Source organism: Shimia sp. R9_2 (assembly GCF_017743735.1).
Lineage (GTDB): Bacteria > Pseudomonadota > Alphaproteobacteria > Rhodobacterales > Rhodobacteraceae > Shimia.
In genome coordinates this window covers 222,897-245,337 of the sequence record NZ_JAGHRO010000001.1, presented here as the reverse complement: position 1 = coordinate 245,337, position 22,441 = coordinate 222,897, and the positions used below count along the sequence as shown (strand labels likewise).

Annotated in this window: 23 protein-coding genes; 15 read left to right on the top strand and 8 right to left on the bottom strand. The window is 58.9% G+C overall.

Annotation, left to right across the window (positions count from 1 at the left end; translation table 11 throughout):
* Positions 1-24 precede the first annotated feature (24 nt).
* From J7400_RS01085 to J7400_RS01075, 3 genes are read right to left on the bottom strand one after another with little or no spacing between them, the layout of a single operon-like run.
* Complete coding sequence (locus J7400_RS01085) at positions 25-1,230, bottom strand: sugar ABC transporter substrate-binding protein (RefSeq protein WP_209058052.1); 1,206 nt, start codon at positions 1,228-1,230, stop codon at positions 25-27.
* 20 nt (positions 1,231-1,250) lie between these two features.
* Entirely contained in the window at positions 1,251-2,093 is an 843-nt protein-coding gene (locus J7400_RS01080) for a carbohydrate ABC transporter permease (protein WP_209058050.1), read from the bottom strand.
* Between the two features lies 1 nt (position 2,094).
* Positions 2,095-3,027: a sugar ABC transporter permease gene (locus tag J7400_RS01075; protein WP_209058048.1), complete on the bottom strand. Its 933-nt coding sequence runs from the start codon at positions 3,025-3,027 to the stop codon at positions 2,095-2,097.
* A 217-nt stretch (positions 3,028-3,244) separates the two neighbouring features.
* On the opposite strand from J7400_RS01075, the gene J7400_RS01070 reads away from it, so the two are divergent.
* The 5 genes from J7400_RS01070 (at position 3,245) to ilvA (ending at position 8,730) form a co-directional block, all read left to right on the top strand.
* Positions 3,245-4,000: a GntR family transcriptional regulator gene (locus tag J7400_RS01070; protein ID WP_209058040.1), complete on the top strand. Its 756-nt coding sequence runs from the start codon at positions 3,245-3,247 to the stop codon at positions 3,998-4,000.
* Between the two features lies 1 nt (position 4,001).
* Positions 4,002-5,798 (top strand): beta-N-acetylhexosaminidase, encoded by a 1,797-nt coding sequence (locus J7400_RS01065; protein WP_209058038.1) that lies wholly within the window; start codon positions 4,002-4,004, stop codon positions 5,796-5,798.
* 118 nt (positions 5,799-5,916) lie between these two features.
* The gene (locus J7400_RS01060) at positions 5,917-6,543 is read left to right on the top strand and encodes a hypothetical protein (protein ID WP_209058036.1); all 627 of its coding nucleotides are present in this window, start codon (positions 5,917-5,919) and stop codon (positions 6,541-6,543) included.
* 160 nt (positions 6,544-6,703) lie between these two features.
* On the top strand, positions 6,704-7,453 hold the full coding sequence (locus tag J7400_RS01055; RefSeq protein ID WP_209058034.1) for a hypothetical protein: 750 nt from the start codon (positions 6,704-6,706) through the stop codon (positions 7,451-7,453).
* A 38-nt stretch (positions 7,454-7,491) separates the two neighbouring features.
* Positions 7,492-8,730 carry a threonine ammonia-lyase IlvA gene (ilvA, locus tag J7400_RS01050; RefSeq protein ID WP_209058032.1) on the top strand — a complete coding sequence of 413 codons (1,239 nt, stop codon included), beginning with the start codon at positions 7,492-7,494 and terminating at the stop codon, positions 8,728-8,730.
* A 163-nt stretch (positions 8,731-8,893) separates the two neighbouring features.
* On the opposite strand, the gene J7400_RS01045 is transcribed toward ilvA, so the two are convergent.
* The gene (locus J7400_RS01045) at positions 8,894-9,217 is read right to left on the bottom strand and encodes an Hpt domain-containing protein (RefSeq protein WP_209058030.1); all 324 of its coding nucleotides are present in this window, start codon (positions 9,215-9,217) and stop codon (positions 8,894-8,896) included.
* Between the two features lie 167 nt (positions 9,218-9,384).
* On the opposite strand from J7400_RS01045, the gene J7400_RS01040 reads away from it, so the two are divergent.
* Entirely contained in the window at positions 9,385-10,653 is a 1,269-nt protein-coding gene (locus tag J7400_RS01040) for a SpoIIE family protein phosphatase (RefSeq protein WP_247738561.1), read from the top strand.
* A 63-nt stretch (positions 10,654-10,716) separates the two neighbouring features.
* Here J7400_RS01040 and J7400_RS01035 read toward each other — a convergent pair whose 3' ends face one another.
* Positions 10,717-11,154 carry an NUDIX hydrolase gene (locus J7400_RS01035; RefSeq protein WP_209058028.1) on the bottom strand — a complete coding sequence of 146 codons (438 nt, stop codon included), beginning with the start codon at positions 11,152-11,154 and terminating at the stop codon, positions 10,717-10,719.
* 78 nt (positions 11,155-11,232) lie between these two features.
* Between J7400_RS01035 and J7400_RS01030 the strand changes: the two genes are divergently transcribed.
* From J7400_RS01030 to J7400_RS01005, 6 genes are all read left to right on the top strand, one after another.
* Positions 11,233-12,249: an Hsp33 family molecular chaperone HslO gene (locus J7400_RS01030; RefSeq protein ID WP_209058026.1), complete on the top strand. Its 1,017-nt coding sequence runs from the start codon at positions 11,233-11,235 to the stop codon at positions 12,247-12,249.
* Positions 12,233-12,841 carry a CoA pyrophosphatase gene (locus J7400_RS01025; protein ID WP_209058024.1) on the top strand — a complete coding sequence of 203 codons (609 nt, stop codon included), beginning with the start codon at positions 12,233-12,235 and terminating at the stop codon, positions 12,839-12,841. The genes J7400_RS01030 and J7400_RS01025 overlap by 17 nt, the downstream gene beginning before the upstream one ends.
* Positions 12,838-13,995: a CCA tRNA nucleotidyltransferase gene (locus J7400_RS01020; RefSeq protein ID WP_209058022.1), complete on the top strand. Its 1,158-nt coding sequence runs from the start codon at positions 12,838-12,840 to the stop codon at positions 13,993-13,995. Before J7400_RS01025 ends, J7400_RS01020 begins: the two co-directional genes overlap by 4 nt.
* A 286-nt stretch (positions 13,996-14,281) precedes the next feature.
* Positions 14,282-16,123 carry an ABC transporter ATP-binding protein gene (locus J7400_RS01015; RefSeq protein WP_209058020.1) on the top strand — a complete coding sequence of 614 codons (1,842 nt, stop codon included), beginning with the start codon at positions 14,282-14,284 and terminating at the stop codon, positions 16,121-16,123.
* Positions 16,124-16,161: 38 nt separating this feature from the next.
* Complete coding sequence (locus tag J7400_RS01010) at positions 16,162-17,376, top strand: class I SAM-dependent RNA methyltransferase (RefSeq protein WP_209058018.1); 1,215 nt, start codon at positions 16,162-16,164, stop codon at positions 17,374-17,376.
* A 91-nt stretch (positions 17,377-17,467) separates the two neighbouring features.
* On the top strand, positions 17,468-17,962 hold the full coding sequence (locus J7400_RS01005; RefSeq protein ID WP_209058016.1) for a L,D-transpeptidase family protein: 495 nt from the start codon (positions 17,468-17,470) through the stop codon (positions 17,960-17,962).
* Here the strand turns inward: J7400_RS01005 and J7400_RS01000 are convergent.
* A complete protein-coding gene (locus J7400_RS01000; protein ID WP_209058014.1) occupies positions 17,948-18,517 on the bottom strand; it encodes a CAP domain-containing protein in 570 nt (189 codons plus the stop codon). The genes J7400_RS01005 and J7400_RS01000 overlap by 15 nt on opposite strands.
* A 168-nt stretch (positions 18,518-18,685) precedes the next feature.
* Between J7400_RS01000 and J7400_RS00995 the strand changes: the two genes are divergently transcribed.
* Both J7400_RS00995 and J7400_RS00990 read left to right on the top strand, forming a co-directional pair.
* Positions 18,686-19,282 carry a L,D-transpeptidase gene (locus J7400_RS00995; protein WP_209058012.1) on the top strand — a complete coding sequence of 199 codons (597 nt, stop codon included), beginning with the start codon at positions 18,686-18,688 and terminating at the stop codon, positions 19,280-19,282.
* 147 nt (positions 19,283-19,429) lie between these two features.
* Positions 19,430-19,615, top strand: a complete 186-nt coding sequence (locus tag J7400_RS00990) for a hypothetical protein (protein WP_209058010.1) — start codon at positions 19,430-19,432, stop codon at positions 19,613-19,615.
* Between the two features lie 140 nt (positions 19,616-19,755).
* Here the strand turns inward: J7400_RS00990 and hemH are convergent, their stop codons facing one another.
* Together hemH and J7400_RS00980 are read right to left on the bottom strand one after the other, a co-directional pair.
* Positions 19,756-20,808: a ferrochelatase gene (gene hemH, locus J7400_RS00985; protein WP_209058008.1), complete on the bottom strand. Its 1,053-nt coding sequence runs from the start codon at positions 20,806-20,808 to the stop codon at positions 19,756-19,758.
* Between the two features lie 37 nt (positions 20,809-20,845).
* On the bottom strand, positions 20,846-21,664 hold the full coding sequence (locus J7400_RS00980; protein ID WP_209058006.1) for a methyltransferase domain-containing protein: 819 nt from the start codon (positions 21,662-21,664) through the stop codon (positions 20,846-20,848).
* On the opposite strand from J7400_RS00980, the gene J7400_RS00975 reads away from it, so the two are divergent.
* Positions 21,647-22,411, top strand: coding sequence for a double zinc ribbon domain-containing protein (locus tag J7400_RS00975; protein WP_348540090.1), 765 nt, complete (start codon positions 21,647-21,649; stop codon positions 22,409-22,411). The genes J7400_RS00980 and J7400_RS00975 overlap by 18 nt on opposite strands.
* Positions 22,412-22,441 lie beyond the last annotated feature (30 nt).

The window sequence follows — 22,441 nt, the reverse complement described above, 5'->3', positions numbered from 1 at the left end:
GCACGCCCGGAGCAGGGAGACCGCTTAGAGCGCGTCGTCGAGCTCTTCAGCGGCGATGGTGACAAGGTTGTCCACGGTGTCATCCTTCAGGATGATGCCCTGCACCATGTTGGTGAATACCGACTGCAGCGATTTGAAATCTTCCACAAGCGGCTCCGGACCACCGGTCGCGATGGAGGCTGTGAAGGTCGGCCAGATGCCATCCGCGTAGTAGAGATCTTCTTTGCCGAGCTTGGAATAGTCCAGGATCGGGGTCAGACCCCAGCTGCTGTCCAGATCATACTGGCTGTCACCGGAGGTGATGCGCTTGGCCAGCTCCTGCGCCAGATCTTCGTGACCTGAACCTTTGAACACCACGATGGAGTCGGTGATCAGGATCGAACCGGAGGTGCCGGAAGGGCCAGCAGGCACAGGCACAACCTTCTGGTTGATGTCTTCGTTGTGCTGGTTGTGACCCCATGGGCCGGAGACATACATCGCGATCTGGCCGTCGTTGAACAGGTCACGCAGCTGGTCACGTTCCCATGCGGTTGGGCCGTCCTGCGCCACATCCACGAGCTTACCGTAGAATTCCAGCGTCTCGCGGGTCTCTTTGCTGTCGAGCATGTTTTCGCCCGACGCGCTGTCGATCACCGCACCACCGTTGGAATAGAGGTAGTTCAGGAACTGGTGCATGGTGTTGTCAAAGTCTTTGCCCGCGAGGCCCACGCCCGCCGCATCGGTGTTGTCCACCACGCCTTTGGCCAGATCATACATCGCGTCCCAGGTCGCTGGCGCTTCACAGGCCTGACCGGAGGCTTCGATGATGTCACAGTTCAGATACAGCGCCTTGGTGGAGAACGCATGCGGATAGCCCCAGGCGGTCCCTTCCACGGTCACAGTGTTCAGAACACCGGGCTGATAAGGTGTGCTCGGGTCGATTTCTGCCGGTACGATCAGATCATTCTTGGCCAGCTGGCGCAGGGTACGGCTGCCCATATAGGCGATGGAGGGCGGATCACCGGCTGCGGCGAGAGTCAGGGATTTGTCCTGGCATGTGCCCCATGGCACCGCTTCCAGGTTCACCTTTACGCCTTCGTAGTCGGCTTCAAATTGATCGACCACCGCTTGGTCTGCCGCGCGCACTTCGCCGCCGCACATGATGAAATGAACTTCTTTGTCCGCCGCCATGGCCGTGCTTGCCACGCCGGACAAAAGGGCCGCGCCCAATGTCAGTTTTACGCTTTTCATAAATAGTCTCCCTTGTTTGATTATTCTTTCACGGCGCCAGCGGTGAGGCCGGCGACGAGATACTTTTGCAGGAACAGGAAGATGACCATGACGGGCAGAACGCCCACCAAGGCAGCGGCCATCATCTCATTCCAGGTCACCGTTTGGTATCCGATGAATTCATAAAGACCGGCAGGCAGCGGCTGCAGCTCGCGGGTCTGGTTGAATGTGATTGCGAACAAAAATTGCTGTGCATAGGCGCCGATAAAGACCGCAACGCCCACCACGATCAGCCCGGGCACCGCCAGCGGCAGCACCACACGGCGCAGGGTGTAAAGACGGCTGGCACCATCCACAAAAGCGGCTTCCTCCAGCTCGCGCGGGATTTTTTCCAGATAGGAGCGCAGCAGCCAGATGCCGGTCGGAATAAGGAAGGCGACACCGGGAATGATCATTGCCCAATAGGTGTTGAGCAGCCCCATGGTGCGCAGCACGCGGTAAAGCGGAATGAGCAGCACCGCGCCGGTGAACATGTTCACGCCGAGGAAGATGCCAAGGCTGATGTTTTTGAAGGGAAACTCCAGCCGCGCATAGGCATAGGCCGCAGGCACCACAAACACCATGGTAATCGCCGTCACCGCGCTGGCGATGAAAATCGAGTTGAAGATATAGCGGCCGAGCAGAGGCACGGTGACCCACATGTCGCTATAGGCCCGCAGGCTGAAATCATCAGACCAGAACTGATAGGGGCTGCGGAACAGATGCTCCAGCGGGCGCAGGCTGGCCATGAACATCTCAAAAAACGGCAGCAGCATGAAGGTGAGGAAGACAGCAAGCGCGGCGTAGATGCCGACCAGTTGCAGCTTTGTGTAGCGATCCATCATGTCACTTCACCCCGTAGCGTTTGTTCACTTTGTTCAGGAAGAACAAGTAGATGAGAGAGAAAATACCGAGCAGCAGGACGATGATGACAGCACGCGCGGCACCTTCACCAAACTTGTAGTTGCCAATCGCCACCTTGTAGGTGTCCACGATCATTGTAGTCGTCGCGCCGCGTGGCCCGCCTTCGGTCAAAATCCAGATGATCTCAAAGCTGTTGAAGGTGAAAATCGCGGACAACAGCGCCATGGAGACAATCACCGGCAGGATTTGCGGGATGGTGATGCGGCGGAAGCGATACCAGCGCCCGGCGCCATCCACCCAGGCGGCCTCATAAAGATCGCGGCTCACACCCTGCATCGCGGCAAGGAAGAACAGCGTCACCATCGGCGTGCCCACCCAGACGTCGGTCACAATGGCCGAGTAGAAAGCCGACGTCTTATAGGCGAGGAATTCAAACGGCCCATCGGTGATGCCGAGCTTCATCAAAGTGCCGGACAACACGCCAAAGTAGCCGTTATAGAGCCACATCCAGCCGATACAGCCAATCGCAATCGGGATCACCCAGGGCGGCATCACCAGCACCCGGAAGAGCGCACGGCCCGGAATGGCCGCATTGAGCAGCACCGCTCCGATCAGGCCCAGCACCAGCTTCAGCCCGACACTCAGGAACATCCAGTAGAACGTCCGCACAATCGTTTGGTGAAAGCGGCGGCTGTCGGCGAGATCCTGATAGTTCTCAAGGCCGACATAGCTTTCGCCGCCAAGTCCGGCCTCCATGAAGGACAGACGGATGGTTTCCGCCAATGGCCAGGCCACGATCACGGCGATGAAAAGCATCGCGGGCCCAACCAGCAGCCAGCCAAAGAGCCCCTCTGGCAAAGTGCGGCTGCGCAGGCTGGCGCTGTCTTGTGGTGCCTGAGCGGAGAGTTCGGCCATCCATATCCCCCATGGTTTTCATCGGCTCTTACGGGAGCCGAATCAATTCATGACAAATATGTTAACCCAATCAAACCAAAATGCTACCAATACAATACCAAAAAAGAATTACCTTGAATAACCTATGAAAAACAGGCATTTCGTAAGGAGTTCAGTCTGCCTCATTGCGTATATTTTGCAAATTGGTATTGTTTTTGAAACCACATGAGGGCCCGTGATGGAAACCGAGACATCTCTTTATGATCCCAGTGTCTGGCACCGCGCCGGACGTGGGCCACGGTATCAGCAGCTCTATCGTCACATCGCCGCAGAGATCCGCAGTGGTGGCTTGCAACCCGGTGATCAGCTCCCGCCGGAGCGCGATCTGGCGGACACCGCAGACATCAGCCGCGTGACCGTGCGCAAGGCGGTGTCATTGCTGGTTGAGGAGGGGTTGATTGAACAGCGGCGCGGCGCAGGCTCCTTTGTGGCCATCCCCTCGCCCCGTCTGGAGCAGTCGCTGTCGTCACTGGTGTCATTCACCGAAACCATGCGTGCCCGCGGGATGCAGGCCACAAGCGAAGTGCTTTCGCGCGGGCTGTTTTCGCCCAACCCCGATGAAATGGTCACGCTGGGGCTGGCGGCGCATGAAAAGGTCGCACGCATCAACCGCTTGCGCAGTGCTGGCGGCACGCCCATCGCGCTCGAATATTCCTCTCTGCCGCGTGACATTCTGCGCGACCCGGAGCAGATCGACACCTCGCTGTATACGCTCCTGCGCAAGGACGGCAGCGCCCCAACCCGCGCCATTCAGCGGGTGACCGCGCTCAATCTGTCGCCCTCTGATGCCGATCTGATGAAGCTGCCTGAGGGCTGCGCGGTCTTGCAGATCGTGCGCACCGGCTACCTCGCCTCGGGCCGCCCGATCGAGCTGACGCGCGGACTGTACCGTTCAGACATTTATGACTTCGTTTCAGAGCTCAGGTTGGATTGATATGCAGTATGAAAGTCGCCTCATTGGCAAGGAAATCCTCTGCACCTTCACACCGGATCGCGCATTGACGGCTCCGGTGTTTTGTTTTTCAGGCATGGCGCCGTTTGAGGTGGTGTCCGGTGGCACAGTGACCAAGGAGCTTGGCAGCTACACGGAAATCCAGCTGCCCGACCTGGCGGCCGATACGCCTTACGAACTGACCATCCGCTACGCCAAAGGTTTTCACCCCGCCAACCGCGCGTGGCTGCCTTTGGGCCCTTTTCTGCGAGTGGCTGGAGAGGCGATCCCTTTGCCCAAACCGCCTTCGGGATGCCGCCCGCAACCGCTGCCGGATCTTGGCCCGTTCCCCGGCCTGCCGTTGGTGCCGCAGCCGCAAAGCTGGGTGCCGTCCGGCGGCACGCTGGCGCTGGACGGCATCCAATGCACCCATCCCGCGCTGGAGGCGGTTGCCGCGCTGGCAAAGCGCAAAAACTGGCGCTTTCAAGGTAAAATAGAGACTAGTATTGCGCTCGCAGACTTTGCCGAAGATGCCTATGAAATCGAGATCACACAGCAGGGCATTACCATCCGCGCCGGAGATTATGGCGGGGTGTTTTATGCGGGCATCACGCTTCTGACGCTCCTGCAGCAAGGGCCGCTGCCCTGTGGCACCCTCAAAGACGCCCCGCGTTTTGGCTGGCGTGGGCAACATCTTGACACCGCGCGCCACTATTATGCGCCGGAAACCATCTGTGAGCTGCTCGATCTGATGGCCCTGCTCAAGATGAACCGCTTTCACTGGCATTTTGCCGATGATGAGGCCTTCCGTTTGGAAATCGACAGTTTCCCCGAGCTCTGGCAGAAAACCGCCTTCTGTGGCGAAGGCCATCTGCTGCCCGGGCTGTTCTCCGGCGCGCTGACCTCCGGCGGCAGCTACTCCAAAGATACCGCCCGCGCGATCATCGCCCATGCCAAGGCGCTCAATATCGAGGTGATGCCGGAAATCGAGGTGCCTGCCCACGCCATCGCCCTCACCCATGTGTTTCCTGACCTGCGCGATCCTGAGGACACCGGCACGGAAACCAGTGTGCAGGGCTACAGAGGCAATGTGGTGAACCCGGCGCTGGAGCGCACATGGGAGGTGCTGGAGACGATCATGGCCGAGGTGGGCGCGCTCTTCCCCTTTGGTCATGTGCATCTTGGCTGCGATGAACTGCCGGAAGGCACTTGGATGGGCAGCCCGCTGGCCCGAGATTTGATGGCGCGCGAAGGGTTGGAGACCACCGATGATCTGCAAGGCTGGACCATCGCGCGGCTCGCCGCCAAAACCACCGCGCACGGCTTTCGCCCCTGCGCGTGGGAAGAGGCCGCAAAGGGCAACAACGGCGGCATCGGCAGCGGTGCGCTTCTGTTCAGCTGGACAGGGCAGGGGCCCGGCCTCGCTGCGGCCCGCGCAGGCTATGATGTGGTGATGAGCCCGGCGCAGCATGTCTATCTCGATATGGCGCACACCGATGATCCGGACGATTGGGGTGCCAATTGGGCCGCCTATGTCTCTCTCGCGGACACCATCGCCTGGGAGCCTGTGCCGGAGCCCGAACTTGCGGCGCGTATCAAAGGGGTGCAGGGCACCTTCTGGTCAGAGTTCACCACCGAAGACGCACAAATCTGGCCGATGCTGATGCCGCGCATGCTTGGCGTCAGCGCCAAGGCCTGGCAAACCGCCGATATCACCACTGAAGCGCTCACGCAGCTGGCCCATGTGTATCAATCCGGCCTTGGCCCGCAGGTCTGGTCACAGCAGGCGGAACAGCTGTGATCTGCGGATAAATCTGCGCAAGTGATTGTAAAAATTTAAGGATTTAGCAGGTCTCGGTTTAACCTTTCTTAACCTTGATGCGTCGTACTGGTCCCTGGGATTATTTTGGGGAAGACCGATGGCATATGTAAAAGGCTATTGGCTGTTTGACACAATGACAGCTGGCAAACCTGCAAACGCGGCTTTGGAAGTGCAGATTTTTCCAGAGGAAAATCCGCCGCTTGGCCGGGGCAGTGTGGAATACCGCTCGGCGCTGGGCGTGGTGGACGGCGCGTTTTTTGAACATCACGGCGCAACCTATTTTGTGCCCGACGATCACACCGGCTTTCCGACCTTGGCCCGTAGTCGGGTGCTCAGCTTTGAAGAACCGTGGGAGCAGGAGGCCGCTGCTGGCCATCTTCACCCGCCGCAGGCCGAGCTGACCGAAACGCTGGTGCAATGGATGTGTGATTCCGAAACCTTCGCTTTTGCCGGAGAGTATGACTTTGACGTGGTGCCGGATTTCCGCATCGAAGGGGCCGATCGCGACCAGCTGGATGTCTCTTTGTTGACCGATGCCCGTGGCAAGCCGGTCAGCGTTCAGGATGTGGCCGTGCGGGCAGACCGTTACGGCAATGCGGTGCTGATTTTCCCCGGCGGAGAAGGCATTACCCTCACCGGCGTGAACCCTGCGCGCCTCAATGAGCCGACCTTGATCGCCATGGGCATTCCCAGCAGCGCACAGGTCGACGCGCTTCTGGCCTGAGCCTGAACGCACCTCTATCTGAGAACTGGGCAATGCACCCAAAGCCGCGCGTGTGGATGTTATACATCACGCGGGCGGCTTTGCGCCGACGGCCCCGCTTCTGACTTGAGATACCTCTAACGCGACCATAGCGTCTGCGCAGCTACTTAGAGGTGATGAGATGCAGGGTTGGAAACTGTTCAAACATGCTTTTGGCATGGTCATGCGCAACTGGCGCGAGGCGCTGCGCATCTTTCTGGTGCCGGCGCTGCTTGGCATTGTTGCCCTTGGCCTGATTGTCAGGCTGATGTTTGCCATTCTGCCCCAATCCACCTCTGAAGACTTTCCTGAAGCCGCCGCTATCCTGGGTTTTCTGGGCATGTTTGTGGTTTCTGCGACGCTGGCAACCTGGTGCGTTGTGGCGTGGCACCGCTTTGTGATCCTTGAGGAGATGCCACAGGGTTGGCTACCCACCTTCAACGGCGGTCAGATCCTGGCCTACTGGGGGCAAATCCTGAAGCTGTCTCTGGTGGGTTTGGTGGTCGGCGCTCCGGCGGTATTTGTCGTGACGATGCTGCTGCGTACGGCGCCCATCCCTGGGATTGTGCTTGGCATTGCCGCCTATATTTTTGCCGTGCTGGCCTTCATGCGCCTCTCCACAACACTCCCCGCAGCCGCCATTGGCAAACCGGCGACACTTGGCGAAGCGTTTGCCGCCACCGCGGGCTCCTGGGGATCGCTCCTTCTGCTGCTTCTGGTCTTGGTTGGCTGTCAGGTGGCGACCCAGTCGGCCGTGTTTACTCTGGGCGCGATCACGCCAATACTGGGTGTCCCGGTTTCCATAGCCACAACCGTTTTCCTGTCCCTGCTCAATGTCAGCATCCTGACAACGCTTTATGGGCACTACATCGAAGGCCGCAGCATCGACTGACCCTTGCCAAACGGGGCGGCTTAAGTCACTGAAGGCGCATGAGCGATTTTCGTACCTGTGCCCGCACTGCCGAAGCCGCCATGCGCAGCGTTTTCCCCGCCACGCCTCTGCAGCTGAATGCCCACCTCTCTGCCCGCTTTGACGCCGATATCTGGCTCAAGCGCGAAGATCTCACGCCCGTGCGCTCCTACAAGCTGCGCGGCGCGTTCAACGCCATGCGCAAGCGGCGTGTGAACACGCCCGATCAGCGGATTTTTGTCTGCGCCAGCGCGGGCAACCACGCTCAAGGTTTGGCCTTCATGTGCAAGCATTTTGACGTGCAGGGCGTGATCTTCATGCCGGTGACCACGCCGCAGCAAAAGATTTTCAAGACGCAGGTGTTTGGCGGCGACAATGTCGAGATCCGCCTTGTCGGGGATTATTTTGACGACACGCTGGCCGCGGCGCAGGCCTATTGCACCGAGGCTGGTGCTGCCTTCCTGTCGCCCTTTGATGATGAAGACGTGATTGAGGGGCAGGCCACGGTCGCAGCCGAAATTGAATCCCAATTGGGCCGCGTGCCGGATCACATCATTCTGCCGGTGGGTGGGGGCGGCCTGTCGTCGGGCGTTTACAGCTATTTTGGCGATCAGACCCGCTACACGCTGGTGGAGCCTGAAGGCGGCATGAGCTTGGCCGCGGCTCTGGATGCCGGGCACCCGGTGACGTTGGCCAATCTTGATGGCTTTGTCGACGGCGCGGCGGTGGCCCGGATTGGCGACAAGACCTTTGCCCGTCTCGCGAGCCTCTCCCATGAGGATGTGCTGGCCGCGCCCGAAGACCGGATCTGCGCCACGATGATCGAGATGCTCAATGTGGAAGGCATTGTGCTGGAACCCGCAGGCGCGCTGGCGGTGGATGCGCTGACCGATGTGGCCGACGAAATCCGCGGCAAAACCGTGGTCTGCGTGACATCCGGCGGCAATTTTGATTTTGAGCGTCTCCCCGAAGTGAAAGAGCGGGCGCAGCGGTTCTCCGGTGTGAAGAAGTATTTCATTCTGCGCATGCCGCAGCGCCCCGGTGCGCTGCGCGACTTTCTGGAGACCCTTGGGCCGGAAGATGACATCGCGCGTTTTGAATATCTGAAGAAATCCGCGCGCAACTTCGGCTCGGTTCTGATTGGCATTGAAACCACAAGGTCTGAGAATTTCGACGCGCTGTTTGAGCGAATCAAGGCCGCGGGGATGACCTTCACCGACATCACCAATGATGAAACCCTGGCCCAATACGTGCTCTGACCCTTGGCTTTGGCGGATCTGTCGGCAGGTCTATGCCGATAGAGGCGTCACAAACCTGTGAGCGGGACAAAGGCAAAAGCGCTGCACCACATCAGTGGGCGCAGCGCTTTTTGGAGGAGGGACGTCTGAGTTTTTGCGCCAGAGGCGCAGGTTCAGTATGCGATTAGGCCGCAGCCAGAGTTTGAGCAAAGACGTTTTTGCTCTCGGAAAAGGCCGTGAGAATCGCCTCAAGATCGACGGAGTCCGCTTTCCCAGCCGCTGCAGCGGCCTCGCCAGCTTGGCAAAGTTGCGAAAACGCCCGAAAACCAAGGTTCAGCGCGCCACCTTTCAGGAAGTGCAGGTCAGCCTCAAGGTTGGCCAGATCCGGACCGTCCTGAAGACGGCCGATGACTTCCTCAACTTCGTCGAGAAAGAGGTCCACAACTTCATCAAAGTCCTCTGCGCCGATCTCTTCACGCAGTTCGTCAACGCGTTCCCAGTCAATCATGGGCATTTCCTCATCAGTTCCTCACCTAACAATGACAAAAAAGTATTAACAATTCCTAACCCGTAAAATTTGAACTATCTCATTTTTACTTTTGACGGCATGTTAAGGCGCACGTTCCTAGATGTCTGTGTAACCAAATTCGAAATTTGTGCAAAGGCCCCAGAGTTTTGTCGAGCACCTCTGTTCAATCTGCTGAAGATGATGCGCCTGAAACCGGCGTGATCAAGCGTGTGTTGCTGGTGGATGACAGCCGTGTGCAAAGGCGCATTCTCAGCCTGTCTCTCAAGCGGGACGGTTATGATGTGATCGAGGCTGCCTCTGGCATGGAAGCGCTGGAGATTTGCCGCGAGGATCCGCCGGATCTGATCCTGTCTGACTGGATGATGCCGGGCATGACCGGGATCGAATTCTGCGTCGCCTTCCGTCAGCTGCAAACAGAAACCTACGGCTACTTCATCCTCTTGACCTCTAAGAGCGAAAAAACCGAGGTTGCACAGGGGTTTGACGCCGGTGCCGATGATTTCCTGACCAAACCTGTGAACGGTTATGAGCTGCGCGCCCGGATCTCTGCGGCAGAGCGTATCCTGCGCATGCAGCGCGAGCTGAAAGACAAGAACAAGGTCATAACCGACACGCTGGACGAGCTGCAGCGGCTTTATGACAGCCTTGATAATGACCTTCTGGCCGCCAAGAAACTCCAGCAATCTCTGGTGCCAGAACGCTATCGCACCTTTGATGGCGCGGCGGTGTCGCTGTTGCTGCAATCCTCCGGCCATGTGGGGGGCGATCTTGTTGGCCACTACAAGATCAGCGACACGCGGATTGGCCTTTATGCGATTGACGTCTCAGGCCATGGAATCAGCTCTGCCCTGATCACCGCCCGTCTCGCGGGCCATCTTTCCGCGACCTCGCCGGAGCATAATGTGGCGATGCAGGTGTTGCCCGACGGCACCCACCAGCCACTGCCGCCCGCAGAAGTGGTGGCGCGTCTTAACGAGATCATTCTAGATGAGATGGAGACCGAGCATTACTTCACCATGCTGCTGGCCGATGTGGATCTGAAAACCGGCAAGGTGATCATGGCGCAGGCGGGGCATCCGCATCCGCTCGTGCAGCGCGCCGATGGCACGATTGAGCAGGATGGCCCCGGCGGCCTTCCGGTCGGCCTCATCCCCGGTGCCGAGTTCTCGCAGTTTGACATCCAGCTTGCCCCCGGCGACCGCCTGTTCCTCCTGTCAGATGGGGTGACCGAATGTCCGGACACAGGCACTGGCATGCTGGGCGAAGAGGGGCTTGAGACGATGATGGCGGATCTCAAAGATCACGATCTGGAAAACACCCTTCAGGCGCTGGTCTGGAAGCTCGATGAATTCTCCGGTGGCAAAGGCTTCCCGGACGATGTGTCCGGTATTCTTCTGGAATATCAAGGCGGCTGACCGCGTCAGCACGCCTGATGTGCTCCCTGCGATAGAGCGCACATTGGCCCGCCGCCGGACCGCTTAGCGCAGAAATTGCGCCGTGAAATGGCGGTCGCCGTCATTGGCCAGCTGCGCCACCGCATCCTCAATATCCATCCACACCGCCGTATGCCCCGGCTCGCTTGGCGGGCCGATCCGCAGCGTTGGTGTTGCCACATAGATCGTGCAGAGCTTTTCCGCCCAGAGGTCATATTCCGGCATAAAGGTGAAACGGCGAAACGCGCCCAGCCGGCGTGGCTTGGCAATCCGGTAGCCGGTCTCTTCAAAAACCTCACGATAGAGCGCGACCGTAGGGCTTTCACCGGGATCAATCCCGCCGCCGGGCAGCTGAAATTCATCATGTGGTGCGCTCTGATAGGTCACCAGCATCTGCTCTCCCTTGAGCAGAACCGCATAGGCCCCGGGACGCATCCGATACCGTTTGTCCGCGCGCGGTGGTGTGCCAAATCGTGGAATCATCCGTGAAACCCCTTTTTCCGGCCCTTGCTGGCCCTATATAGTCGCGGTATGGCAAGGGAAGGCCGATAAGGAAACCCCATGAAAGCTGCAAGTAAAATTGCCTGGGACGACACAGTGTTGCCGTTCCAGCTGGACAAATCTGATATTCGCGGACGTGTGGCGCGTCTGGATGGCGTGCTCTCGGGCGTGCTGAAACAACATGCCTATCCGGAAACGGTCGAGGCGCTGGTGGCCGAAATGGCCCTGCTGACCGCGCTGATCGGCCAGACCATCAGCTTGCGCTGGAAGCTGTCGCTGCAGGTGCAGACCAACGGCCCCGTGCGCATGATCGCCACCGATTACTACGCGCCGCAAAACGAGGGCGAGATCGCCCGCATCCGCGCTTACGCCAGCTTTGATGAAGAGCGCCTGACCGAAGGCACTCCGTTTGAGCAGCTCGGCAATGGCTATTTCGCGGTTCTGATCGATCAGGGCGAAGGCATGAAGCCCTATCAGGGCATCTCCGGTCTGGTTGGCGGCTCTCTGCAGGCCTCCGCAGAAGCCTATTTCGCGCAGTCTGAACAGCTTGCCACGCGCTTTTCGCTGAAATTCGGCAAATCCATCGAGCCGGGCGTGGGCGAACATTGGCGCGCAGGCGGCATCATGTTGCAGCACATGCCAAAGGCCAGCCCCGAAGTCTCCGGCGAAGGCGGCAGCGGCGAAAGCGGCTATCTTCTGGCCAAAGATGTGGTCAACGAAGACGACGCCGAGAACTGGAGCCGCGCCAATATCCTGCTGGATTCGGTCGAAGACCTGGAAATGATCGGCCCTTCCGTGCCGCCATCCGACCTGCTGGTGCGCCTGTTTCATGAGGAAGAGCCGCGCGTCTATGCTGCGCAGTCGGTGAAATTTGGCTGCACATGTTCCGAGGAGCGCGTGCGCCAGTCGTTGTCGATCTACTCCGCCCGTGACATCGAAAAGATGACCACACCGGAAGGCCGCGTGACTGCGGATTGCCAGTTCTGCGGCGCGCATTACGACATGGATCCGGCCTCCGTGGGCATGCCCCCCAAGGACCGCAGCAAAGACAGCGGTGCCGATGCCGCAGGCGTCTGATCCGCTCCACCACATCAAGGCCGCGCTGTCGCTGGACAGTGCGGCCTCTTCTGATTTTGATCTCAACCCTGATGTGATCCTGCCGCCCGGCCGCAAGCTGCGCCCCGCCGGCGTGCTGGTCCCGATCGAGATCAAATCCGGCATTCCCCATGTCATCCTCACCAAACGCGCCAGTCATCTGAAGCACCATCCCGGGCAGATTGCCTTTCCCGGGGGTAAACAGGACGAGGCCGATGCGGATGTGATCGCTGCCGCCCTTCGAGAGGCGCGCGAAGAGATCGGCCTGCCCTCTGAAAATGTCGAGGTGCTGGGTACGCTTCCCACCCATGAGACCGTGACAAGCTTCACGGTCACTCCGGTTTTGGGCCATGTTAGAGACGCTTTTGACGTGATCCCCGAGCCTGGCGAAGTGGATGAGGTCTTCTCTGTTCCGCTCTCTCATGTCACCGATCCGGCGCGGTTTTCCGTGCAATACCGCCGCTGGCAGGGCAAGCGCCGCCACTACTTCACTGTGCCCTTTGGCCCCTATTATATCTGGGGCGCCACCGCGCGCATTCTGCGCGGTCTGGCCGAACGGGTAGAGCGCCTATGAAAGTCACCGGAGACTGGCTGACCGCACCCGCCACTCAGGCGGTTTGCGCCATGTTAGAGACTGATAAACATCAGGCACTCTTTGTGGGCGGCTGCGTGCGCAACGCGCTTTTGGGCGCGCCGGTCAATGACATCGACATCTCCACCGATGCCCGCCCTGAAAAGGTTATGGCTCTGGCCAAAGCGGCGGGGCTGAACGCGATCCCCACCGGGATTGAGCACGGCACCATCACCGTGGTCTCCGGTGGCATCCCCCATGAGATCACCACCTTCCGGCGCGATGTGGAAACCGACGGCCGCCGCGCCGTGGTGGCTTTTTCCGATCATGTTGAGGATGACGCCCACCGCCGTGACTTCACCATGAACGCGCTTTATGCCCGCTCTGACGGCACCGTGGTCGACCCGCTTGGCGGCCTCGCCGATCTAAAGGCGCGTCGCCTGCGCTTCATTGATGTGGCCGAAGACCGCATTCGCGAAGATTACCTGCGCATCCTGCGCTACTTCCGCTTTCACGCCTTTTACGGCGATCCGGCTGAGGGCATGGACCCGGAGGCCTTGGCCGCCATTGCTGCCAATATCGAGGGCATTGCCAGCCTCTCCAAAGAGCGCATAGGCGCGGAGATGGTCAAACTCATGGGCGCGCCGGACCCGGCGCCTGCCGTGGCCGCCATGCGCAGCACTGGCGCGCTCACCGCCGTAATCCAAGGTACGGACGACCGTGCCCTTGCGCCGCTGGTGCATCTGGAAGGGCTTGCCGGTCTAGCCCCTGAACCCATGCGCCGCCTTGCGGCCTTGGGCGGGCAACAGGTGGCCGAAGCGTTGCGCCTCTCCAAGAAACGCGCCCGTCAGCTGGAAACCCTGCGCAACGGCGTGGAAAGCCCCGATAGCCCCGGCGCGCTTGGCTATTACCATGGCGTCGATCTTGGGCAGCCCATCGTGCTGCTGCGCGCGGCTCTGCTGGAGATGCCCTTGATGCCGGATGCGCTCTCTGAGGTGGCGCGCGGTGCGGCCGCGACCTTCCCGATCCGCCCCGCCGATTTGATGGATCGCTTTCAAGGGGCCGCGCTTGGCCAACGGCTGAAACAACTTGAGGCCCGCTGGATCGAGTCACAGTTCACGCTCACCGCAGCGGCATTGCTTGACACACCGGAGTGATCGGCAACGGCCAACGCACCTTGTGCTTACACTTTGCCCGACCACAAATTTCGCACCTCCGCGATACAGCCGCCTTACCGACGCGATACCGACATGCCAAAAAGCTGGTTAATGCCCGTTGACTTTGACGCAACGGTAGCGCAGCATCCCCTCACTCAACCATGAGAAGGAGTGCAAAATGTATCGCGGGATTTGGTTTTCATAACCACATCGGACCGCAGTGGCGGCCGATTGTGGCGTGTCACTTCATTTATGCACTTAACTTTCTGTTCTTTCAGGCTTTCTCATGTTCAAGTTTTTCGAGACCCTTGTTGACCCCTATTGCGACTACGACGAAGTAGATACGCCGCCCACCAAGCTGTGGCCCTTCATGCGCGACTATGCGCTGCCGTTCCGCAAAGTCTTTGTTTTTGCTACGATAATGTCCATCATCGTGGCGGCGGTGGAGGTCGGCCTGATCGCCTATATGGGCCGCGTGGTGGACCTGCTTACCGGTGATCCGTCGACGGTTTGGGCAGACCACGGCACCGAGTTCATCTTGGTGGTGCTGTTTGTGCTCTTCCTGCGCCCCGCGCTGCAGGCGCTCGATGTGCTCCTGCTGAACAATACCGTGCTGCCAAACTTCGGGGCTTTGATCCGGTGGCGAGCCCATAAACATGTTTTGCGTCAATCAGTTGGCTGGTTTGAGAACGACTTTGCGGGCCGCATTGCCAACCGGATTATGCAGACCCCTCCGGCAGCGGGGGAAGCCGTGTTTCAGGTCTTTGACGCGATCACCTTCTCCATCGCCTATGTCATTGGCGCCGCGATCCTTTTGGCCGATGCAGACCCCCGTCTGGTGCTGCCCATGCTTGGCTGGCTGGTGCTCTATGGCTTCCTGGTCAAGTGGACCGTCAAACGCGTCGGCCCAGCCTCTCAGGCCGCCTCTGACGCGCGCTCCAAAGTCACCGGTCGCGTGGTGGACGCCTATACCAATATTCATTCGGTAAAGCTATTTGCCCACAATCAGCGCGAGCTGGAATATGCCAAGGAAGCCATTGAATATTCACGGGAAACCTTCCAGCACGAGATGCGGATTTTCACCATCATGGATGTGGCGCTGGTTCTTCTGAACGGGGTGCTGATCGTCAGCGTTGTGGGCTGGGCCATCTGGCTCTGGTCTATGGGGCAGGCTTCTGTTGGGGCGGTTGCGGCCGCCACCGCGCTCAGCCTGCGCCTGAATGCGATGACCGGCTGGATCATGTGGGCGCTGACCTCCTTCTTCCGCCAGCTCGGTGTTGTGGCCGAGGGTATGGAAACCATTGCCCAACCTATTGATCTGGTTGATCAAAAATCAGCACCGCAGCTTGATTTTGATCAGGGGAAAATTGAGCTGCAGGGCCTGTCGCACCACTACGGCCGCGGCTCCGGCGGGCTGGACCAGATCTCTCTGACCATTGAACCGGGTGAAAAAGTGGGTCTGATCGGCCGTTCCGGGGCAGGAAAATCGACTTTGGTGAAGCTGCTGCTGCGCTTCTATGATGTTGAAACCGGGCGCATTTTGATCGACGGGCAGGACATTTCCACCGTCACGCAGGACAGCCTGCGCGATGCCATTGGTATGGTGCAACAAGACAGCTCGCTGCTGCACCGCTCTGTGCGTGATAACCTGCTCTACGGTCGGCCTGATGCCACAGAGGCGGATATGATTGCCGCCGCTAAAAAGGCCGAAGCCCATGATTTCATTCTGGATTTGGAAGATCCGGAGGGGCGCAAAGGCTATGATGCCCATGTTGGCGAGCGGGGCGTGAAGCTCTCTGGCGGTCAGCGTCAGCGTATCACACTGGCCCGGGTGATCCTGAAGGACGCGCCGATTCTACTCTTGGACGAAGCGACCAGCGCTTTGGACAGCGAGGTTGAGGCGGCCATTCAACGCACGCTTTACGGCATGATGGCGGGCAAAACCGTGATCGCCATCGCGCACCGTCTGTCGACGATTGCCGAGATGGACCGAATTTTGGTTATGGATCAAGGCCGTATCGTGGAGCAGGGCAGCCACGCAGAGCTGCTTGCACAGAATGGACTCTATGCCGGTTTCTGGGCGCGGCAATCCGGTGGCTTCCTCAATGCCGATGAGGCGGCAGAGTAGCGTTTGACCTTGTGCCTGTCCCTCGTTAGGGGACAGGCATGAGCCAGATCGACATCCAGCGACTGGGCCTGCACGGTGATGGCATCGCCGACGGCCCGATTTTTGCCCCGCTCACCCTTCCCGGCGAAACTGTCGAAGGGGAGCTTGAGGGCAACCGTCTGAAAAACATACGGGTTTTGACCCCTTCTGATCAGCGGGTGAAGGCACCTTGCCGGCATTTCAAAAGCTGCGGCGGCTGCCAGTTGCAGCATGCAGCGGATGGCTTTGTGGCAGATTGGAAGGTTGATGTGGTGCGTCAGGCGCTTGCCGCGCAGGGCTTGGAAACCGATTTGCGCCCCATCGTGACCTCCCCCGCGCGGTCCCGCCGCCGCGCGGTGATTTCTGCCCGTCGCACCAAAAAGGGTGCGCTTGTCGGCTTTCATGCCCGCGCCTCGGATGTGATTGCCGACATCAGCGATTGCCAGCTTCTGCATCTGGATCTGATGCCCGCCTTGGACATCGTGGGCGCTTTGTCCCAAATTGCCGGGTCGCGCAAAGGCGAGCTCAGCGCCACCGTCACCCTGTCAGATGCCGGGCTTGATCTGTCTGTGAAAGGCGGCAAACCGCTCGATGGCGCGCTCTTGGCGCGCATGGCGCAGGAGGTGGAGCGCCACAAGCTGGCACGGCTCACATGGGATGGCGAGGTCATCGCAACACGGATTGCGCCTTACCAAGCCTTTGGGAAAGCCAAAGTTGTTCCGCCGCCCGGCGCGTTTTTGCAGGCGACCAAAGAGGGCGAGGAGGCTTTGCTGGCCTCTGTACGTTCTGCGATCACGCAGGGCGACTCAGGTGTTGATCTCTTTGCCGGAAGCGGCACCTTCACTCTGCCGTTGGCAGAGAGCTATATGATGCACGGCATCGAAGGTGAGAAATCCATGGTCAAAGCCATGGATGCCGGATGGCGCATGGCCAAAGGGCTTAAAAAAGTGACGGCAGAGACTCGCGATCTTTTTCGCAATCCGCTGATTGCCGAGGATCTGCGCTATGACTTTGCGGTCATTGACCCCCCGCGCGCAGGTGCCGAGGCGCAGGTGGCAGAGCTCGCTAAATCGCAGATATCTGAAATCGCTTATGTTTCCTGCAATCCCGTGACCTTTGCGCGTGATGCGGCGGTGCTGGTGCAGGCGGGCTATGCGCTTGAGTGGGTGCAGACAGTCGATCAATTCCGCTGGTCTTCCCACGTGGAATTGGCTTCAAGATTTGTTCGGAAATAGAGCGTATCACGCAGGCGTGAGCGGCACATGGCCAGCGGGTCTGCTAAGAAACGCTCAGAGGCAGTGAAGACATATAAAGAGGAACTTGTTGATGCGTTGGATCTCCGCATTGATGATTGCCGTTCTGGCATTCGGATTGGCAGGCTGCGCCGAGAAATTCACCACATACAATGGCCCCGAGGTCACCCGTGTGCTGGTTTATAAAGAAAGCCGCCGGATGTATCTGATGCACCATGATCAGGTGCTGCAGGCCTATGACGTGGGCCTTGGGTTTTCTCCTGCCGGTCACAAACAGGTTGAAGGCGATGGCCGCACGCCGGAGGGCGATTACTACATCGACCGCCGCAATCCCAACAGCCGCTTCTATTTGTCGCTTGGAATCTCTTATCCCAACGCCGCGGACCGCGCCTATGCGGCCTCGATCGGCGAATCCCCCGGTGGAGACATCTTTATCCACGGTCGGCCGCAACTGTTTCAGAACGGCGTTGAGGACTGGACTGCGGGCTGTATCGCGGTCTCAGACGAAGAGATGCGCGACATTTACGCGATGGTCAGAAACGGAACCCCGATCTCAATTTATCGTTGAGAACGGGTTTGTGTCGCTGGCTTCCGGCGTGCTGGTGGTCGCTGCAACATCAATAAAAGACGCAGAGTTTGGTTGACCCATCACAAGGGTCCACCAGATCTTGCCATTGTCTTCCTGGAACCAGGCAAAACCCATGTCGCGCGCATTGCGATCCAGGATCACAGAGCGCGTGTCATCCTGTTCCATCCAGGCGGCCAGGGTCTCGACCTCGGTTTCGTAGGTCTCGCTGATGGTTTCGCCGGTCAGAACACCAGTGTAGCCCACACGCGCGACTCGATCGAGCGGCGAGGAACCGTCAGAGCCAAAGTGCCATGGGCGGTTCTGCAGGGCCATATCCCGCGCATGGGTCGCAGCGGCGGCATTCAGTTGGGCATTGAGTTCCACGGCTGGTGCGCCAGAGGCCTGACGAAGCGCATTCACTGAGTCCAGTACGCGAAACTGAACGCGGGCGGTGTTGCCCGAGGAAATCTTGTATTGCTTGGCGCTGCCACCGCCTCCGGTTCCGCAAGCGGCCAATCCAACAGCTGCAGCCAGCAAAAGTGCAATAACGCGCATCGTGTCTCTGTCCCACCTAATTGATTGGGGCACTCCTACCCGCACATCGTGACCATGAAAACCCACATAGGCGTGACATTGCTACCCTGACAATTGATTGATTTGCGACTGCGGCATTAGAGCCATATGATCTCACCGATCCGTGAGGTTGGTTTCTGGAGAAAAATAATGACTGTAGATCGGTCGGATAAGTTTGGACGGCGTACGTTTCTGGCAGGTAGCGCCGCCTTTTTGAGCACGCCGGCTTTGGCACAAACCGAAGCTGAAACCACTGAGGTGGAACGCGACCTGGACGAGCGTGTCGTTCGCAATATTTCGAGCTTCCGGTCGCTGGACTGGGCGCCGTATTTTGACAACCTGAAGAACGGCGCTGTTCTCGTGGATGTCACGTCCCGCGCGCTGCACTATTGGTCAGAAGATGAGTCGGTGTATAAACTCTACCCGACTTCAGTGCCTTTGAGCGAAGATCTCACACGTCTTGGCCGCACCAAAGTTGTGCGCAAGGTTGAGGGACCAAGCTGGCGTCCAACGCCGTCGATGAAAGAGCGCAACCCGGAATGGCCTGATTTTGTTGGCCCCGGTCCGGATAACCCATTGGGCACACACGCACTTTACCTGAGTTGGACCTATTACCGAATCCACGGCACCCATGACACACGCAAAATTGGGCGTCGTTCATCCAATGGTTGCATTGGCCTTTACAACGAACACATCGCAGAGCTGTTTTCGTTGACAAAAGTGGGCACGCAAGTGTTGCTAATTTGACGACATTTTGTTTCGGGAGTCGCGTTTAAGGTAAACTTCGGTTTGCAATTCCGAAAAATTACTGTTTAGACGTGACTTACGAGGTAAGTCTTGGGTGCTTGTCATCGCCCATTCCTATTGGTGGCAAGCGAATTCTGGAGGTGTAAAATGAAAAAACTCGTTATCGCTGCTGCTCTGACTGCTGCTGCAACCACTGCAATGGCTGGCGGCTTGGCTGATCCAGTTGTTGAGCCTGTTGTCATCGAAGAAGCCGCAAACGGCTCCGGCGCTGGCGTTTGGGTTCCGCTGGTACTGCTGGCAGTTGTGGCTGCTGCTGTTGCTGCAGGCAGCTAAGCTTTTTAAGCTTACTGAACTACGAATTCAAAAAAGGCGGGGCTTTGGCTCCGCCTTTTTTACGTTTTCCTGTGGCTGAAAGAAAAATGCCCCGGGCCGTTTGAACCCGAGGCATAAACCATGCAGGGAAGGCGTGCTGATCAGGTGATCCAGCCGCCGAGATTCTGGTCGATGATCTCACAAAGCGCGGCAACATGGGCCTCATCAGAGTTCAGACAGGGGATGTAGAGGAAATCCTCTCCTCCCGCGTGCTCAAAGCTCTCTTTGATCTCTTCGTTGATCTCTTCCAGCGTTTCGATGCAATCCGCAGAGAAGGCAGGCGCGATCACTGCGATGCTTTTCTTGCCTCCCTCTTTTGCAACGCGGGCCACTTCGTCCACAGTGTAGGGGCGCAGCCAGTCTTCGGGGCCGAATTGGGATTGGAACGTGGTGCGCAGATCGGTGTCTTCCCATCCCAGACGCTCTTTGAGCAGGCGCGTGGTTTTCTGGCATTGGCAGTGATAGGGATCGCCTTCCTGCAGGTACCGTTTGGGCATGCCGTGGTAAGAAACCACCAGCAGGTCCGGACGCTTCTCCTGTGCGGCGTAGGCTTTTTCCACTGACTGCGCCAGCGCCTCTATATAGGCGGGGTGCTCAAAATAGGCTTCCACGGTGCGGGCTGCCGGTTGCCATTTTTCTTCCATCAGAGCGCGGAAAAACTGATCGTTGGCCGTTGCGGTCGTGGCGCCCGCGTATTGGGGATAAAGCGGGAAGAACAGGATGCGTTCACAGCCGGCAGCCACCATCTCGCGCACCTTGGAAGGTGTGGAGGGGTTGCCGTAGCGCATGCAGAAATCAACCATGACATCCTCGCCGTGACGGGCGGTCAGGGTTTCTGCGATTTTGGCGGTCTGTTCCTTGGTGATGACCATCAACGGGCTTTCACCGCGCTCCTTGTCCCAGATCGATTCGTAGGCTTTGCCGCTGGAAAACGGACGTTTGGACAGGATGATCAGCTGCAGCAACGGCTGCCACTTCCATGCCGGATAGTCGATCACCCGTTTGTCGGACAGAAATTCGTTCAGGTAGCGGCGCATGGGCCAATAGGTGTAGTCGTCAGGCGTGCCAAGGTTGGCAAGCAATATGCCGGTTTTGCCGCGCGCTACCTTAGGGTGGTCCGCAGGGGCGTGGGCGGGGCAGGTGGCTTGGGTCATAGGGGAAGGTCCGTTCCGTGTAGGATCACTTGTAAGATCACTTGGGCAGTTTGATTTCAGAGGCGCCGAGCGCGTCGGCAAGTCGGTTGGTGGCCGATCCGGGCCGCAGGGGTTGGGGTTGACTGTCGTCAGGTGCCCAGCCGGTCAGATAAATTAATTCGAACGTGGCGGGTATGCGACCATTTTTCATGAAGCTTTCTACGTAGATTTCGCAGGCGCGGATCATTAACGAACGCGACGTCGCGGTGCGCAATCGATTTTGTAGGGCGTTTCCCTCGCCCATGGCGCGCAGCTCTTTCATCAACGCCCAGGGGCTTTCGTAGGTCACGGTCAGTGGCGCGGTGTCAGCCACGGGCAATGACAGCCCCGCCCGTTGCAACAGGCCGCCGAGATCACGGATTTCCGCCATAGGGGCAACGCGGGGGGAGAGGCCGCCGGTCAGTTCGACCTCGGCCTGCGCCAGAGAGGCGCGCAGTTGATGCAAGGTTTGCCCGCCAAAACACACAGCGAGAAAGAAGCCATCATTTTCCAAAGCGCGGCGGCATTGGATGATTTGACCTACCGGATCGTCGGCCCAATGCAACCCCATGGCATGGATCACCAGATCATGGGCACCGGTTTCCAGTGCCAGCACCTCTGTGTCTGCGACAACTTTCGCATTGGGCACACAACGCTCCCAAACGCTTGGAAAGCCGGTCACCACGGCAGGTCGCGTAAACCCTTTGTTAACCATACTGAGGCGATCCTGAATCTCCTCCTGCGCCAGCGCATGCAGGAACATGGCGTCCTGCAGATCTGCGCGTGTGCGGTTGCGATCAAGGGCTGCTCTGTCAGTGAGGTGAGGTTGGTTTTGCATAGCGCGGAAAATAGGTTGTTCGCCCGTAAGTTTCAAACAGCGCTGCATCTTTTGTTTCCGCCGCGGTGCGTCGGCTGCGGTGAAATGGTCGAAAGTGACTTCGGCTTATGCGCCGAATGCTGGGCGGATACAAATTTCCTTGGCGAAGACGTCTGCGACACCTGCGCCACCCCGGTGACGCGTCTGCAGGGGGAGGGCAGTGTGGTCTGTGATGCCTGCCTGAAAGACCGGCCCCCTTGGCGCAAGGCGCGCGCCGCTTTGCTTTATGCGGGCACAGGGCGCAGGCTTGTGCTGGCACTCAAACACGGGGACCGCACCGAGGTTGTGCGGCCTGCCTCAAAATGGCTCGCCCGCGCCGCTGCCCCGCTGTTGAGGGCTGAGACTGTGATCGCTCCTGTGCCGTTGCATCGTCTGCGACTGCTGCGGCGGCGCTACAATCAAGCGGCACTTCTTGCGGAGGCATTGGCCGGTGAGGTCTCAGTCAGCTATTGCCCGGATTTGCTGATCCGGCGGCGTGGGCTTGGCAGTTTGGAAGGGCTGAATGCGGAGGCGCGCCACAAAAAACTCGCCGGAGCGATTGTGGCAAACCCCAAACATCACGGAGTTTTGAAGGGCGCGTATGTGCTTCTGGTGGATGACGTTTTGACCAGCGGGGCGACGTTAAAGGCGGCAACCGACGCCTGTTTTCAGGCAAATGCCACAGATGTGTGTGTTCTGACACTGGCACGCGTTGCAAAGGGTTCCTAAATGGCCGACAAACAATTTGAGTGCATAAAG

Coding starts and splice junctions, on each gene's coding strand:
- J7400_RS01075 (WP_209058048.1), bottom strand. CDS start 3,027: ATGGCCGAACTCTCCGCTCAGGCACCACAAGACAGCGCCAGCCTGCGC.
- J7400_RS01055 (WP_209058034.1), top strand. CDS start 6,704: ATGCAGGGTTGGAAACTGTTCAAACATGCTTTTGGCATGGTCATGCGC.
- J7400_RS01045 (WP_209058030.1), bottom strand. CDS start 9,217: ATGATTGACTGGGAACGCGTTGACGAACTGCGTGAAGAGATCGGCGCA.
- J7400_RS01005 (WP_209058016.1), top strand. CDS start 17,468: ATGCGTTGGATCTCCGCATTGATGATTGCCGTTCTGGCATTCGGATTG.
- J7400_RS01035 (WP_209058028.1), bottom strand. CDS start 11,154: ATGATTCCACGATTTGGCACACCACCGCGCGCGGACAAACGGTATCGG.
- J7400_RS01025 (WP_209058024.1), top strand. CDS start 12,233: ATGCCGCAGGCGTCTGATCCGCTCCACCACATCAAGGCCGCGCTGTCG.
- J7400_RS01000 (WP_209058014.1), bottom strand. CDS start 18,517: ATGCGCGTTATTGCACTTTTGCTGGCTGCAGCTGTTGGATTGGCCGCT.
- J7400_RS00990 (WP_209058010.1), top strand. CDS start 19,430: ATGAAAAAACTCGTTATCGCTGCTGCTCTGACTGCTGCTGCAACCACT.
- J7400_RS01030 (WP_209058026.1), top strand. CDS start 11,233: ATGAAAGCTGCAAGTAAAATTGCCTGGGACGACACAGTGTTGCCGTTC.
- hemH (WP_209058008.1), bottom strand. CDS start 20,808: ATGACCCAAGCCACCTGCCCCGCCCACGCCCCTGCGGACCACCCTAAG.
- J7400_RS01070 (WP_209058040.1), top strand. CDS start 3,245: ATGGAAACCGAGACATCTCTTTATGATCCCAGTGTCTGGCACCGCGCC.
- J7400_RS01080 (WP_209058050.1), bottom strand. CDS start 2,093: ATGATGGATCGCTACACAAAGCTGCAACTGGTCGGCATCTACGCCGCG.
- J7400_RS00980 (WP_209058006.1), bottom strand. CDS start 21,664: ATGCAAAACCAACCTCACCTCACTGACAGAGCAGCCCTTGATCGCAAC.
- J7400_RS01065 (WP_209058038.1), top strand. CDS start 4,002: ATGCAGTATGAAAGTCGCCTCATTGGCAAGGAAATCCTCTGCACCTTC.
- J7400_RS00995 (WP_209058012.1), top strand. CDS start 18,686: ATGACTGTAGATCGGTCGGATAAGTTTGGACGGCGTACGTTTCTGGCA.
- J7400_RS01085 (WP_209058052.1), bottom strand. CDS start 1,230: ATGAAAAGCGTAAAACTGACATTGGGCGCGGCCCTTTTGTCCGGCGTG.
- ilvA (WP_209058032.1), top strand. CDS start 7,492: ATGAGCGATTTTCGTACCTGTGCCCGCACTGCCGAAGCCGCCATGCGC.
- J7400_RS01060 (WP_209058036.1), top strand. CDS start 5,917: ATGGCATATGTAAAAGGCTATTGGCTGTTTGACACAATGACAGCTGGC.
- J7400_RS01010 (WP_209058018.1), top strand. CDS start 16,162: ATGAGCCAGATCGACATCCAGCGACTGGGCCTGCACGGTGATGGCATC.
- J7400_RS01015 (WP_209058020.1), top strand. CDS start 14,282: ATGTTCAAGTTTTTCGAGACCCTTGTTGACCCCTATTGCGACTACGAC.
- J7400_RS01020 (WP_209058022.1), top strand. CDS start 12,838: ATGAAAGTCACCGGAGACTGGCTGACCGCACCCGCCACTCAGGCGGTT.